The sequence below is a fragment of the Burkholderia sp. 28_3 genome, from assembly GCF_003253915.1.
GTDB classification, from domain to species: Bacteria; Pseudomonadota; Gammaproteobacteria; order Burkholderiales; family Burkholderiaceae; genus Burkholderia; species Burkholderia cenocepacia.
In genome coordinates, this window is the sequence record NZ_QKZF01000010.1 from 61639 (window position 1) to 75680 (window position 14042).

Annotated in this window: 11 protein-coding genes; 3 read left to right on the forward strand and 8 right to left on the reverse strand. The window is 67.0% G+C overall.

Annotation, left to right across the window (positions count from 1 at the left end):
- Positions 1–229: 229 nt before the first annotated feature.
- The 5 genes from DFS13_RS21300 to DFS13_RS21320 all read right to left on the reverse strand — a co-directional run bounded on the left by DFS13_RS21300 (position 230) and on the right by DFS13_RS21320 (position 7857).
- A complete protein-coding gene (locus DFS13_RS21300; protein ID WP_062910282.1) occupies positions 230–634 on the reverse strand; it encodes a hypothetical protein in 405 nt (134 codons plus the stop codon).
- 314 nt (positions 635–948) lie between these two features.
- Positions 949–2490, reverse strand: a complete 1542-nt coding sequence (gene opcM / locus DFS13_RS21305; protein WP_060263349.1) for a multidrug efflux transporter outer membrane subunit OpcM — start codon at positions 2488–2490, stop codon at positions 949–951.
- 10 nt (positions 2491–2500) lie between these two features.
- Positions 2501–5701, reverse strand: coding sequence for a multidrug efflux RND transporter permease subunit CeoB (gene ceoB, locus DFS13_RS21310; protein WP_006484500.1), 3201 nt, complete (start codon positions 5699–5701; stop codon positions 2501–2503).
- Positions 5702–5746: 45 nt separating this feature from the next.
- On the reverse strand, positions 5747–6964 hold the full coding sequence (ceoA, locus tag DFS13_RS21315; protein WP_058902350.1) for a multidrug efflux RND transporter periplasmic adaptor subunit CeoA: 1218 nt from the start codon (positions 6962–6964) through the stop codon (positions 5747–5749).
- A 32-nt stretch (positions 6965–6996) separates the two neighbouring features.
- Positions 6997–7857 carry an alpha/beta hydrolase gene (locus tag DFS13_RS21320; RefSeq protein WP_006484499.1) on the reverse strand — a complete coding sequence of 287 codons (861 nt, stop codon included), beginning with the start codon at positions 7855–7857 and terminating at the stop codon, positions 6997–6999.
- A gap of 174 nt (positions 7858–8031) precedes the next feature.
- Here DFS13_RS21320 and ceoR point away from each other — a divergent pair, with 174 nt between their 5' ends.
- Both ceoR and DFS13_RS21330 read left to right on the forward strand, forming a co-directional pair.
- A complete protein-coding gene (gene ceoR, locus DFS13_RS21325; protein ID WP_006484497.1) occupies positions 8032–9036 on the forward strand; it encodes a putative multidrug efflux transcriptional regulator CeoR in 1005 nt (334 codons plus the stop codon).
- 417 nt (positions 9037–9453) lie between these two features.
- The gene (locus DFS13_RS21330; protein ID WP_006491979.1) at positions 9454–9747 is read left to right on the forward strand and encodes a DUF4148 domain-containing protein; all 294 of its coding nucleotides are present in this window, start codon (positions 9454–9456) and stop codon (positions 9745–9747) included.
- Between the two features lie 218 nt (positions 9748–9965).
- On the opposite strand, the gene DFS13_RS21335 is transcribed toward DFS13_RS21330, so the two are convergent.
- The 3 genes from DFS13_RS21335 to selD all read right to left on the reverse strand — a co-directional run bounded on the left by DFS13_RS21335 (position 9966) and on the right by selD (position 13015).
- Complete coding sequence (locus tag DFS13_RS21335; RefSeq protein ID WP_006494232.1) at positions 9966–11045, reverse strand: purine nucleoside permease; 1080 nt, start codon at positions 11043–11045, stop codon at positions 9966–9968.
- A 230-nt stretch (positions 11046–11275) separates the two neighbouring features.
- The gene (locus DFS13_RS21345; protein ID WP_058902351.1) at positions 11276–11869 is read right to left on the reverse strand and encodes a LysE family translocator; all 594 of its coding nucleotides are present in this window, start codon (positions 11867–11869) and stop codon (positions 11276–11278) included.
- Between the two features lie 81 nt (positions 11870–11950).
- Positions 11951–13015 carry a selenide, water dikinase SelD gene (gene selD, locus DFS13_RS21350; protein ID WP_111442128.1) on the reverse strand — a complete coding sequence of 355 codons (1065 nt, stop codon included), beginning with the start codon at positions 13013–13015 and terminating at the stop codon, positions 11951–11953.
- A 114-nt stretch (positions 13016–13129) separates the two neighbouring features.
- Between selD and DFS13_RS21355 the strand changes: the two genes are divergently transcribed.
- On the forward strand, positions 13130–13966 hold the full coding sequence (locus tag DFS13_RS21355) for a DMT family transporter (RefSeq protein ID WP_062910281.1): 837 nt from the start codon (positions 13130–13132) through the stop codon (positions 13964–13966).
- Positions 13967–14042 lie beyond the last annotated feature (76 nt).

Consider the following 14042-nt stretch of genomic DNA (forward strand, 5'->3'; position numbering starts at 1 on the left):
ACGAGCTTGCCACCGCCGTCACGGGTAGATCATCGGCCGGGCGCCGTGGAGGCCTGGACAGTAACCGCGGACATGCGGGAATACTACTCCACGATTAGACGGTCGCCGTGTCGACCAAGACCGGAATTCAACGCTTGCATCTATCGGTGCGGCTCCGTCCGTGACGCCATCGAACGATGCGCTTGCGCGCGAAGTCGATGGCCGGCATCGGCCCGAAGTAATCATCCGATCATTTCTGGCGGGAAAAGTATTCTCTGTTCCTTTCGGCCGCAGGCCGGAGGATAACCAGCAGGGCGAGCGCGCCTTCGCGATAGCGCACCCAACACGCGTCGCTCATCGCTTTTCGATTGGCCGCTGCCGTTGTCGCTGAAACAAGCAACGACTTCGGTATCAGGGTGAGACTATCGAGAAAAACGCGAATCTCTTGTTTTTGTCGTTCAGTAAGATACCCGCACTTGACGGCGACGATGAAACTTCCGGCCGTGTTCAGGTCGGAAACCAATTCCCAGGCGACGTTGTAGTTTCCCCAAGTATCACAAAGCTCGACTGGTTCCATGGTCAAAGCTTCCAGCCACTTCAGGAAGTTATTGAGCCAGAGCTCGAACAGCTCCTCATCCGAGATTGAGTCTGCCATCGTACCCCTCTCGAGGTTTTATCGTGTCACCGCAAAGCGCATTCGGATTCTCGATGATCTGGTAGTGGAAACCGGATGGGAACGCTATTGTCGTGATGCGCCTATAAGGAATGCGTCATATGTCTTCCGTCACGATCAGCAGCTACCCGTGAGAATCAGATGGATTGTTACCGATCTCCCGGATGCTGTCGACTGACCGCTCCTCCCCGAAATTCGCGACGCCCCATAAAAAACCCCGGCATGCAGACCTGAGCCTGCATGCCGGGGTTCTTCGCTTCACGGTCGGCAAGCGACGAATCGCCCGCCGTTCGCGCTTACCGCGCAGCTACGTCAGCCTTGCCAGACGCCGCATCACCCACCGCCGTCGGCGCCGGCGCATTCCCCCACCCGCCGCCCAGCGCACGGATCAGATTGACGGTCGACACCGCCTGCGCACCGGTCAACTGGTTCGCCTGCAACTGCGACTGCAGCACCGAGCGCTCGCTGTCGATCACGTCGAGATACGCGACCTCGCCTTCCTGGTACTGCGTCCGCGACAGCGTCGCGGCCCGGCGCGACGCATTGACGGCCGCATCCTGCGCGCGGATCTGGTCGTCGAGCAGGCGCAGATCGGCGAGATTGTCCTCGACCTCGCGGAACGCGACCAGCACCTGCTGCCGGTAATTCGCGACCTGCTCGTCGTACTGCGCGCGCGCCTGCTGCACGCCGGCCGCCCGCCGTCCGCCGTCGAACAGCGGCAACGTCAGCGCGGTACCGGCGAACGGCCCGAGCAGGAACGTACGGCTCGACCACAGGAACAGGTTGCCGAGCGTCGACGCTTCATAGCCGAACGACCCGGTGATGTCGAGCTTCGGGAAGTACGCCGACTTCGCGAGCCCGATCCGCGCGTTCGCGGCCGCCATCGCGCGTTCGGCCGCCGACACGTCCGGGCGGCGTTCGAGCAGCGCGGACGGCAGGCCCGGCGGAATCTTCACCGCGACCGGCACGATCGGCGTTTCCTTGAACGCGAAATCCGCGGGCGCCTTGCCGAGCAGGATGGCGAGCGCATGCTCGGACGCCGCGCGCCGGCGCGCGACGCCGACCGCATCGGCCTGCGCGCTCGCCAGTTCGTTCTTCGCGCGCGACACGTCGAGCTCGCTGATGTCGCCTTCGTTGAAGCGGCGCTGCACGAGCTTCAGTGCCTGCTCGCGCAACTCGACCGTGCGGCGGTACAGGTCCTGGTCCGAATCGAGCTGACGCAGTTCGAAGTAGTTCTGCGCGACGTCGGCCTGCAGCGCGAGCTGCACCGAACGGAACAGCGCTTCGCTCTGCGCCTGATCGGCACGCGACGCCTCGACGTTGCGGCCGACGCGGCCGAACAGATCGGCTTCGTACGACACCGTGCCCTGCGCGCGCCACAGCGTCGCGTTGGTCGGGCCGGTGCCCTGCGGCTGGAACTGCGACGCCGACGACAGCCCCTCGCGCGTCGGCCCGAAACCGGCGCCGACCTGCGGGAACCATTGCGAGCGCGCCGAACGCGTCGCCGCCCGCGCTTCCTCGACCCGCGCGGCCGCGGCCTTCAGGTTCTGGTTCGCGGCAAGCGCCTGCGTCTCGAGCGAATCGAGCACCGGGTCGCCGAACACCTTCCACCATTCGCCGCGGTGTTCGCCATCCGACGGCTCGGCCGTCTTCCACGTGCCGGCCTGCTCGCCGGCGGCGAGGGTCGGCGCTTCCTTGAACGCGGCGGGCGCCGCCGCGTCGGGACGCTGGTAGTCGGGGCCGACCGCACACGCGGCGAGCAGCGTCGCGAGCAGGGTGCTCGCGGCCGCCACCTTCGCGAAGCGCATCAGGCCGTTCGTGTTGTGCATGTTGTCCATCTTTCTATCCTCAAGCATCGGAAGCCGACGCACCCGACGGCGACACGCCATAACCCGCCGAGTCCTTGCCGGCGACGTGAATCTTGCCGCCCGCGAGCGTGCGCAGCACGACGTAGAACACCGGCGTCAGCATCAGCCCGAACAGCGTCACGCCGAGCATCCCGAAGAACACCGCGACCCCCATCGCATGACGCATTTCCGAACCCGCGCCGGTCGACGTGACGAGCGGCACCACGCCCATGATGAAAGCGATCGACGTCATCAGGATCGGGCGCAGCCGCAGCCGGCTCGCCTCGATCGCGGCCTCGAGCGGCGTCCTGCCGTCGTGTTCGAGCTCGCGCGCGAATTCGACGATCAGGATCGCGTTCTTCGCCGACAGCCCCACCAGCACCATCAGGCCGATCTGCGTGAAGATGTTGTTGTCGCCCTGCGTGAGCCACACGCCCGTCAGCGCCGACAGAATGCTCATCGGCACGATCAGGATCACCGCGAGCGGCAGCGTCAGGCTTTCATACAGCGCGGCGAGCACGAGGAACACGAGCAGCACGCTGATCGGAAACACCCACATCGCCGAATCGCCCGCGAGGATCTGCTGGTACGTGAGGTCGGTCCACTCGAAGCGCACGCCGCGCGGCAGCGTCTCGTGCGCGATGCGCTCGACCGCGGCCTGCGCCTGCCCCGACGAGAAGCCGGGCGCCGGGCCGCCGTTGATGTCGGCCGCCGTGTAGCCGTTGTAGCGCACGACCATTTCCGGGCCGAACGTCGGCGTCACGGTGACCAGCGACGACAGCGGCACCATCTCGCCCTTGTCGTTGCGCGTCTTCAGTTGCAGGATGTCGTCGGCGCGCTGGCGGAACGGCGCATCGGCCTGCACGCGCACCTGGTACACGCGTCCGAAGCGGTTGAAGTCGTTCACGTACAGCGAACCCAGATACACCTGCATCGTGTTGAACACGTCGGTCACCGGCACGCCGAGCTGCTTCGCCTTCACGCGATCGAGATCGACGTTGAGCTGCGGCACGTTGATCTGGTAGCTCGTGAACAGCGGGCCGAGTTCAGGCGCCTGCTGCGCGCGCTTGATGAAGTCGTTGGTCGCATCCGACAGCTTCGCGTAGCCGACCGCGCCGCGATCCTCGATCTGCATCTTGAACCCGCCGAGCGTACCGAGGCCGAGCACCGGCGGCGGCGGGAACACCGCGACGAACGAATCCTTCATCGCGCCGTACTTCTGGTTCAGCGCACCCGCGATGGCGCCGGCCGACAGCGCCTTGCCGTGCCGTTCCGCGAACGGCTTGAGCGTGACGAACACGATGCCCGCGCTCGAGCTGTTGGTGAAGCCGTTCACCGACAGCCCCGGGAACGCGACCGCGCTCTCGACGCCCGGCTGCTTCAGCGCGATCGAACCCATGTCGCGGATCACCTTCTCGGTGCGGTCGAGCGACGCACCGTTCGGCAGCTGCGCGAACGCGATCAGGTATTCCTTGTCCTGCGCGGGCACGAAGCCGCCCGGCACGACCTTCGACACGAGCACCGTCGCGCCCACCAGCACGAGATACACGCCGAGCATCAGCGTCTTGCGCGACAGCACGCCGCGCACGCCGCGACCGTAGTTCTCCGCCCCGCGATGGAACACCTTGTTGAAGCCGCGGAAGAAGCCGCCGAGCACGCGGTTCATCACACGCGTGAGCCAGTCTTCCTTGTCGCCGTGCCCCTTCAGCAGGATCGCGGACAGCGCCGGCGACAGCGTCAGCGAGTTGAACGCCGAGATCACCGTCGAGATCGCGATGGTCATCGCGAACTGCTTGTAGAACTGGCCGGTCAGGCCCGACATGAACGCGAGCGGCACGAACACGGCGACCAGCGTCAGCGCGATCGCGATGATCGGCCCGCTCACTTCCTGCATCGCCTTGTAGGTCGCCTGCCGCGCGTTCATCCCGTTCTCGATGTTGCGCTCGACGTTCTCGACGACGACGATCGCATCGTCGACCACGATCCCGATCGCGAGCACCATCCCGAACAGCGACAACGCGTTGATCGAATACCCGAACGCGAGCAGCAGCGAGAACGTGCCGATGATCGACACCGGCACCGCGATCAGCGGAATCAGCGACGCGCGCCAGGTCTGCAGGAACACGATCACGACGATCACGACCAGCGCGATCGCTTCGAGCAGCGTGTGCACGACGGCCTTGATCGACGAGCGCACGAACTGCGTCGGGTCATAGACGATCTTGTAGTCGACGCCCGCCGGCATGTCCTGCTTCAGTTCGGCCATCGTCTTGCGCACTTCGTCCGAGATCTGCAGCGAGTTCGCGCCCGGCGACTGGTTGATCGCCATCGCGACGGCCGGCTTGTTGTCGAGCAGCGAGCGCAGCCCGTACTCGGACGCGTCGAGCTGGATCCGCGCGATGTCGCGCAGGTGCGTGACGCCGCCATCCGGCGTCGTCTTCACGACGATGTCGCCGAATTCGTCTTCCGTCTGCAGACGGCCGCGCGCGTTCACCGACAGCTGCAGCGGCGTGCCGGGCAGCGACGGCGATGCGCCGATCACGCCGGCCGCGACCTGCACGTTCTGCTCGCGGATCGCCTGCACGACGTCCTCGGCCGACAGCCCGCGCTGCGCGACCTTCTGCGGATCGAGCCACACGCGCATCGCGTAGTCGCCCGAACCCCACAGCTGCACCTGGCCGACGCCCTGGATCCGCGACAGGCGATCCTTCACGTTGATCAGCGCGTAGTTGCGCAGGTAGGTCATGTCGTAGCGGTTGTCCGGCGAGATCAGGTGGACCACCATCGTCAGCGTCGGCGAGCTCTTCACCGTGGTGATGCCGAGCCGCTGCACGTCTTCCGGCAAGCGCGGCAGCGCCTGGTTCACGCGGTTCTGCACGAGCTGCGTGGCCTTGTCCGGATCGGTGCCCAGCTTGAACGTGACGGTGATCGTCATGTTGCCGTCGCTGTTCGCCTGCGACTGCATGTAGAGCATGTCCTCGACGCCGTTGATCTGCTCTTCCAGCGGCGACGCGACCGTCTCGGCGATCACTTTCGGGTTCGCGCCCGGGTACTGCGCCTTCACGATCACCGAAGGCGGCACGACTTCCGGATATTCCGAAATCGGCAGCAGGAACATCGCGATCACCCCGCCGAGCAGGATGATCACCGATAGGACTCCTGCAAAGATCGGCCGGTCGATAAAGAATTTGGAAATGTTCATGGGTTGCTCTGTCTGGTTGAACGCGGATGCGAAGCGGCGCGCCGCTTACGAATCCGCCTTCGCCGGTGCGGCCGGCTTCGCGGTGCTCGCGAGCGGCGCGGACGGCGCATCGCCGCCCGTCATCGGGACCATGTGCGGCTTCACCTGCTCGCCCGGACGCACGCGCTGCGTGCCGTTCACGACCACGCGGTCGCCGGCCGACAGCCCGCTCACGATCACGCGCCGGTTGCCGTGCTGCATCCCTTGCTGCACTTCGCGATACGACACGCGGCCCTGCTGGTCGACGACGAACACGAACTTCTTGTCCTGGTCGGTGTTGATCGCCGCGTCGTCGACGAGCAGCGCCTCGTGCGGCGCGCTGCCACCCACCTTCACGCGTGCGTAGAGGCCCGGGACCAGGGTGCCGTCCGCGTTGTCGAAGCGGGCGCGCACGCGGATCGTGCCGGACGACGTGTCGAGCCGGTTGTCGACCGAATCGATCTCGCCGCTGCGCGAGTAGCCGGTTTCGTTCGCGAGGCCGAGCTCGACCGGCACCTTGCGGCCGCTGCGCGCGCCGTTGATGTATTGCAGGTAGGTCTGCTCGTCCGCGTCGAACGACGCATAGATCGGCGACACCGATACCAGCGTCGTCAGCGGCGCGGCCGACGCGCCGGCCGACACGACGTTGCCGAGCGTGATTTCCGCGCGCGACACGCGGCCCGACACCGGCGCGGTGATGCGCGTATAGCCGAGATTGATGCGCGCCGTTTCCAGCGCGGCTTCGGCGGCCTTCAGGTTCGCGTTCGCTTCGCGCGCCGCGTTCTGCTTCTCGTCGTAGTCGCGCTTCGCGATCGCGTTGTCGCCGATCAGCCGCTGCGCGCGCTGCCAGTCGCTCTGCGCGTAGCCGTTGCGGGCCTGCGCGGCCGCGAGCTGCGCGGCGGCGCGATCGACTTCCGCCTGGTACGGGCGCGGGTCGATCACGAACAGCACGTCGCCCTTCTTCACGAGCGCGCCGTCCTTGAAGTTCACCGCGACGATCGTGCCCGACACCTGCGGGCGCACGTCGACTTTCTCGACCGCCTCGAGGCGGCCCGAATAGCTTTGCCAGTCGGTCACGGTCTGCGGCACGACGGTCGCGACGTCGACTTCGGGCAGCGGCGCCGCCGCTTTCTCGGGGGCGTTCGCGCTCACGCGCATCGCGCCGAACGTGCCGAGGCCGACGACGGCGAGCGTGACGATCGCCGCGGTCGCGATTCGGGAACGGGAGGTGCGTAGGATGGCCATGTGGATCTCCAGTAAGCGTGGATTGGTTCTGGTTATTCGGGACGGTTCGGCTGGCGGGCCTGGAAGCGGCACTGGAAGAAGCGCACGGCTTCCTCGAATGCGGCTTCGTGCGTGGCGAGCGCGGCGTGCGTGATGTCCGGGTAGCGGATCACCTGCGTGAGCACGCCCGACGAGATCAGGCAGCCCGCATAGTTCTCCGCTTCGACGTGCAGCACGTCGTTCTGCGCGGTGACGACGAGCGTCGGCGGCAGCCCCGCGAGGCGCACCGATTCGATCGGCGCCGCGTACGGGTGCATGCGCTGCGCGGCCTGCGGCAGATACGCGCGATAGCAGGCCGCGCATTCGCGCGCGGTGATGTCGGACGCGAGGCGCTCGGCGTCGCCGATGCGCGTCATGCTCGGGTCGAGCATCGGCCCGAACAGCGCCTGCGCGGCGATCGACACTTCGCCGCGGTCACGTGCGATGAAGGCGAGGCAGTTCGCGAGCTGGCCGCCCGCGTCGTGCCCGGCGACCCCGATCTTCTTCGGGTTGCCGCCGAACGCGCGGGCGCGCGTCGCGGCCCACACGGCGGCGCGATACGCATCCTCCGGCGCGGCCGGAAAAGGAAAGGCCGGCGCGAGCGAATAATCGACCGACACTACGAGAGCTGGTAAGCGTTCTGCTAAAAAACGCGCGGCGAAATCCGCGTCTTCGAGCGAACCGCGGACGAAGCCGCCGCCGTGGAAATAAAGCACTACTGGCAACCCGGTCTTGTCCGGGCGGCGGTAGAGACGCAGCACGATGTCCTGCGCGTAGCCGGGAATTTCCACTTCGGCAACCGTCAGCGCCGCGCCCGCTATGGCTTGCGCGGGCAGCGCGGCTTTCAGGAATTTGCTGAATTCAGAAGCGTCCATGACGATGCAGCATCCATTTCGAGATGGAACGAATTCTGGGTCCGGCAGACATTGGGATAAATGCCTATAATCCGGCAACACAATTCAACGCCCCCGAACAATCCGAGGCTGCGTTTACCCACGAGGTAGCGCAGCCTTCTTGTTCCGGCGGCAAATTAAATTGCGGAGGTTGTGATGGACCGGCTTCAGGCCATGCAGGTGTTTACTCGCGTCGTCGATACAAGCAGCTTCACCAAGGCAGCAGAAACGCTCAGCTTGCCGCGAGCGTCCGTCACGACGATCATCCAGAATCTCGAAGCATTCCTCGGCGTGCGGCTGATGCACCGGACCACGCGCCGGCTCTCGCTCACGCCGGACGGCGCCGCGTACTACGAACGATGCGTGCGGATCCTCGCGGACGTCGAGGAAACCGAAGCAAGCTTCCAGGCCAACAACCGGAAGCCGCACGGAAAGTTGCGTATCGACATGCCGGGCTCGATCGGGCGGCTGCTCGTGATCCCGTCGCTGTGCGAATTCCATACGCGCTACCCGGACATCGACCTGCAACTCGGCCTGTCCGATCGGCCGGTCGACCTGTTGCAGGAAGGCGTCGACTGCGTGATCCGCGTCGGTGCGCTGCAGGACTCGTCGCTCGTCGCACGCCGCGTCGGCCTGTTCGAATGCGTGACCGTCGCGTCGCCCGATTATCTCGAGCGCCACGGCGAGCCGCAGACGATCGACGACCTGAACCAGCACAAGGCCGTCAACTACTTCTCGAGCCGCACGGGCCGCACGATCGACTGGACTTTCCTGATCGACGGCAAGGAAGTCGAGATGAAGATGGAGGGCATCGTGTCGGTAAACGACGCGGATGCGTACGTGACGTGCGGAATCGAAGGCTTCGGGCTGATCCAGCCGCCGCTGTTCATGGTGCTGCCGCACCTGCGCGAAGGCCGGCTCAAGGAAGTGCTGCCCGGCGTCAAGCCGCTGCCGATGCCGATTTCGGTCGTGTATCCGCACAGCCGCCATCTGTCGCCGAAGGTGCGCGTGTTCGTCGACTGGGTGGCCGAAGTGTTCGACCGTTGCCCGCTGCTGAGCGGCAAGGGCAGCCTCGACGCGACGTGCAGCAAGCGCACGTTCGAGGAAGCCGAACGCGCGCCGGTGCTCGATACGCCGGTCATCAACGAGTGGGTCGCGTAATCGCCTGACCTCCGCGCGCGGGCCGGACGGCCCGCGCGTCATCCCGCCTGAGCGCCGCCCGGCACGTCTGTCAAGCGCGGCGCCCCCGATCCTTCCCGAATCCGCAGTAAACCTTTGCGCGACCCGCGGCAATCGGCCGCGTGCGTCGTCGCGGGTCGTTGCGCGTCGCCGCCGCGCATCCCGGCGAAGCCCGCGCCGCGGGGCTCCCGGCCATTTCCGCATAACCCTGCCGGCGGTGCGGATGACGATTGTTCCACTGACACGACAATTCAATTCGCGTCTGCCGCATTTATCGCACCGGAACAGATACCTAGAGTAAACCCTGTCGCGCACCTCGTTGCGCATCGAACAGATCCCGCCTGGCGGGACCGGAGTCAGCGCTCAAGCGCCAGCTCCGACATCTCTAGGAGTGACGCCATGAACCGCCGCCATCTTCTCTCGGCCCTTGCTCTCGCGCTTGCGGTGTCCGCACCGGCCTTCGCCGATTCGGGTACCCCGCATGCCGGCGACTACGGCAACACATCGTGGTACTCGCAACACAACGGCCCGCGGACGCGCGCCGAAGTGAGCGCGGAAGTCGTGCAGGCCCGCAAGGACGGCACGCTCGCATACCTGCGCAAGGCGACTTCGTATCCGCAAGGGCTCGAACTCGCACAAAGCCCGTATCGCTCGACGCCGGAAGGCAACCAGCTCGCCGGCGGGGGCCGGTAAACGCGCGACGCCGCGCGGCGGGTTGCCCCGCGCGCGGCGTTTCGAACGACTTTGTCGACGACTCGCCGAGTCAGTTAGTTGCAGGAGCACATGATGAACGATCAACTTCCTTCGCCGCTCGATCACTGGGACGACACCACGCCGGTCTGGACGCCGTTCCGTTCGGCCCCGCAATCGCATTGACTGCGTTGACCGCCGGCTGAGTCATCGTCCGGCCGTCAACGACGCGGCACGCCGTCGCGCCATTCGCCCCAGTGCGTGACGATGTCCTGCACCAGCGGATTGCCCGCGCGGTACAGGTTTTCGGTCGCCGGGGCGAAGCCGCCCTGGTCCGCGTAGTTCAGCAGGTTGTCGGCGCTCGTCTGCCCCGCGTACGGCCGATCGAAATCGGACCCGGTGCGCAGCACGGCCACACGCGACAGGTCGACCCGCTTCACGCTCGCCGCGCGCTTGAGCGCTTCATACGTCGCGTTGTCCTCCTGCGCGGTCATGCAGTAGGTGCCCTTGCCGTCCGTCAGGATCTTGGTCCACTGACGCGCGCGCTCTCCGATCAGCGTGCCCGAGAACCACGTGTTGCCCGACGACGTATCGCACTGGATCACCGTCGGCGGCCGGTTCGCCGGCGCATACGTGAACTTCGCGCGCGCAGCCTGCGCCTGGGCGCTATCGGCGAGCACGACGTTGCGCGACAGCGCGTACGCGGCGTCGGTCAGCTGCGGGTTGAGCTGGAACACTTCGGTGCGATAGTCGAGCGGCGGCTTGTCGTTCGGGCTCTTCGTGTTGATGCCGAGAAAGCCGGTGTTCCACCCGGCCGGAATCTCGCGCGCATCGAGCTCCCACTGCAGGCTGAAATCGACGAGGTATTTCGACCACGCGGCCGATCCGACCGTGCCCTGTGCGGGGTCGACGCCCGCGATGCCCGAGATCAGGAAATAGGTGCGGCGCAGATCGAAGCGTGGCGAGAACGTGAGCGCCATGATCGTCGCCGACGCGTTCGCATAGCCCATCCCGGTCGTGACCACGCACACGTCCTGCTTGTTGCAGTGGACAGCCGGATAGTCGGGCGACAGGCCCGGCACGGTGATGTCGCGCCACGGGCCGAGCCGGTCGAGCCATGCCTGGCCTTCCGGGCCGAACATCGTGATGATCATGACCTTGACCGGGCGGCCATGCGAGCCGGTCTCGGCGAATGCTGCATTGCCTGCATCGTTGCCCTGGTTGTCCTGCGCGATCGACGGCGCGGTCGCACAGGCGGCAAGCGAGAATGCGGCGGCGGAAAGGATGGAGCGAGTCAGCATCGGCGTTCCTTGTTTCGGTGATGTTGGGTGAGAACGGCTCTCGGAGACTGCGCGACGAGTATAGAACGGGCGTACGCGATGCGGAACCCGACTACGAAACGGCTGGCGGTGTTTCGTGCGAACGGAGGCGTGTTGCGCGACGGAAAATCGCGCATTCGTCGCGGCCTTGCAAACATCAGGAATGCTATCGGGTTCGTCGCCGTGCGCGACGTCGGCCGCTTCGCGCCGCGCTACACGCGCATCAGCCCCGCGACGCCGTAGCCGAGCACGACGAGTGCGGCGACCCCATGGCTCGCCGCGAGCCACGCAGGCGATTTCACGAAACGCCCGATCGCGCTGCCGCCGAACGCGAACACGAGCTGCCCGGCGAGACTGCCCGCGAACACGCACGCGGCGCCGAGCAGCCAGTGCCGATGCGCGCCGGCGGCAGCGGTCGCATAGCCGTAGAACAGCAGGATGGTCAGCGGGTTCGCGAGCGTGACGAAGAACATCGACATGAACGGGCGATTGCCCGGCGGCGGCGGGACGTCGCCATCGAGCGTGCGGCGCCGGTCACGCAGCGCCTGCCACAGCATCCGCGCGCCCATCGCGAGCAGCACGCACGCACCGACCAGGCGGAACAGCGACAGATGCGACGCGAGCGTGCCCGCGAGCAGCGCGCCGATGGTGAACGCGACGACCGCATAACAGCCGTCGGCAGCGGCCACCCCGATCGCCGCGCGCACGCCGGTCGCCGTGCCGGCGCGCATGCCGTAGTTCGCGATCATCAGCGCGACGGGCCCGACCGACAGCGCGATCATCAGCCCGAACAGGAAGTCGTTCATCGGTCGTCGATGGCATCAATACCGTCGATGGAAGGCATCGATTCCAGCGACGTCGAAACGATAAGCGGTATGAATCCGGCGTCAGGCGACGTCGACGCGTGCGGGCCCGTCCGCCATCTCGCCGATCACGGCCGCGCGGTCGAAGCCGTCGGCACGGAAGCACGCGAGCACGTCGTCGACCGCCTCCGGCGCGCACGCGACCAGCAGCCCGCCCGACGTCTGCGGATCGGTCAGCAGCGCCTGCGCGACGGGCGGCAGCCAGTCGGCGAGCCGTACGTCAGTGCCGTACGCGGCCCAGTTGCGGCCCGACGCGCCGGTGAACACACCATCGGCAACGAACGTCTCGACGCCCGCGAGCCACGGCAGCGACGCATAGTGCACGCGCGCGGTGAGCTGCGCGCCGCGCGCCAGTTCGAGCGTATGGCCGAGCAACCCGAAGCCGGTGACGTCGGTCAGCGCATGCACGCCCGGCAGCGCGGCGAGCTCGGCGCCCGGCCGGTTCAGCTTGGTGGTCGTCGCGACCATCTGCGCGTAGCCGTCGGCGTCGAGCTGGTTCTTCTTCAGCGCGGCCGACAGCACGCCGACGCCGAGCGGCTTGCCGAGCACGAGCACGTCGCCCGCGCGCGCGGCCGCGTTGCGCTTCACGCGCGACGGATGCACGACGCCGATCGCCGCGAGCCCGTAGATCGGCTCGACCGAATCGATCGAATGACCGCCCGCGACCGGAATGCCGGCATCCGCGCACACCGATTCGCCGCCGCGCAGCACGGCCGCGATCGTCTCGTGCGGCAGCACGTTGATCGGCATGCCGACCAGCGCGAGCGCGAGGATCGGCTTGCCGCCCATCGCATAGACGTCGGACAGCGCGTTGGTGGCCGCGATGCGGCCGAAGTCGAACGGATCGTCGACGATCGGCATGAAGAAATCGGTGGTCGCGACGATCGCCTGCTCGTCGTTGAGCCGGTAGACCGCCGCGTCGTCGGACGTCTCGGTGCCGACCAGCAGATCCGGGAACAGCGCGGGCGGCGTCGCGCGCTTGAGCAGCTCGGACAGCACGCCCGGCGCGATCTTGCAGCCGCAGCCGCCCCCGTGCGACAGGCTCGTGAGGCGCGGAACGGCAGGCTGGGCTTGGGTGGCTTCGGTCATCGTCGGCATCCGGTGAATAACAACGTTCTATTATCGACAATTCCGCGCGAGCGCGCCCGATACCCACATAATTGACGGCGCTGCCCGCTCCCGCCTTCGTCCGCCCGTTCGTTCATGGATCACTTCTTCATCGGCCTCGTGCTGTGCTCCGCGCTGCTGCACGCCATCTGGAACGCGTTCCTCCACGTCAGCGAAGACCGGCTGGTCCAGCTCGGCACGATGTCGCTGCCGTATCTCGCGTTCGGCATCGCCGGCGCCGTGCTGCTGCCCGCGCCGGCGCCCGCCGCGTGGCCGTACGTCGTCGCGTCCGCCGTGCTCGAGGTCGCGTACTGCTTCACGCTGGCGCGCGCGTACCGCAACGGCGAATTCGGGCAGATCTATCCGATCGCGCGCGGGATCTCGCCGCTGCTCGTATCGGTCCTCGCGCTCGCGATGCTGCACGAACGGCCGACGCCGTTCGGCTTCGCGGGCATCGCGCTCGTATCGATCGGCATCATGTCGCTCGCGCTGCGGCGCGGCTTGCGGTTCTCCGGCGAAGGCGTGCCGTATGCGCTGCTCACGGGCGTGTTCATCGCCGCGTATTCGATCTGCGACGGGATCGGCTCGCGCGTGTCCGGCAGCGCGCTCGGCTATATCGCGTGGGTGTATCTGCTGTGGAGCGTGCCGCAGCTCGTGCTCGTCTGCGCGGTGCGCGGCGGCCCGCGCGCGGTGCTCGGCTCGCGCACCGCGCTCACGCAGGGCGCGATCGCCGGCACGATCTCGCTCGCCGCATACGGGATCGTGATCCTCGCGTATCGGCACCTGCCGGTCGCGACCGTGTCGGCGCTGCGCGAAACGAGCTCGATCTTCGCGGTCGCGATCGGCTGGTTCGTGATGCGCGAGCGGCCCGGTGCGCAGCGGCTCGCCGCCTGCGCGCTGGTGGTCGCGGGCGCGGCGTTGATCCGGCTTTAAACAGCGGGCCAGCGGCCGCCGCTGACACTGCCGGACGCGTCGAACCGGCTCCACGCGAATCCGCGCATCGGCGAAC

What these genes read in the sequence shown, in the direction of transcription:
- DFS13_RS21300 (WP_062910282.1), bottom strand. Translation starts at nt 634, where the DNA reads ATGGCAGACTCAATCTCGGATGAGGAGCTGTTCGAGCTCTGGCTCAAT.
- opcM (WP_060263349.1), bottom strand. Translation starts at nt 2,490, where the DNA reads ATGGACAACATGCACAACACGAACGGCCTGATGCGCTTCGCGAAGGTG.
- ceoB (WP_006484500.1), bottom strand. Translation starts at nt 5,701, where the DNA reads ATGAACATTTCCAAATTCTTTATCGACCGGCCGATCTTTGCAGGAGTC.
- ceoA (WP_058902350.1), bottom strand. Translation starts at nt 6,964, where the DNA reads ATGGCCATCCTACGCACCTCCCGTTCCCGAATCGCGACCGCGGCGATC.
- DFS13_RS21320 (WP_006484499.1), bottom strand. Translation starts at nt 7,857, where the DNA reads ATGGACGCTTCTGAATTCAGCAAATTCCTGAAAGCCGCGCTGCCCGCG.
- ceoR (WP_006484497.1), top strand. Translation starts at nt 8,032, where the DNA reads ATGGACCGGCTTCAGGCCATGCAGGTGTTTACTCGCGTCGTCGATACA.
- DFS13_RS21330 (WP_006491979.1), top strand. Translation starts at nt 9,454, where the DNA reads ATGAACCGCCGCCATCTTCTCTCGGCCCTTGCTCTCGCGCTTGCGGTG.
- DFS13_RS21335 (WP_006494232.1), bottom strand. Translation starts at nt 11,045, where the DNA reads ATGCTGACTCGCTCCATCCTTTCCGCCGCCGCATTCTCGCTTGCCGCC.
- DFS13_RS21345 (WP_058902351.1), bottom strand. Translation starts at nt 11,869, where the DNA reads ATGAACGACTTCCTGTTCGGGCTGATGATCGCGCTGTCGGTCGGGCCC.
- selD (WP_111442128.1), bottom strand. Translation starts at nt 13,015, where the DNA reads ATGACCGAAGCCACCCAAGCCCAGCCTGCCGTTCCGCGCCTCACGAGC.
- DFS13_RS21355 (WP_062910281.1), top strand. Translation starts at nt 13,130, where the DNA reads ATGGATCACTTCTTCATCGGCCTCGTGCTGTGCTCCGCGCTGCTGCAC.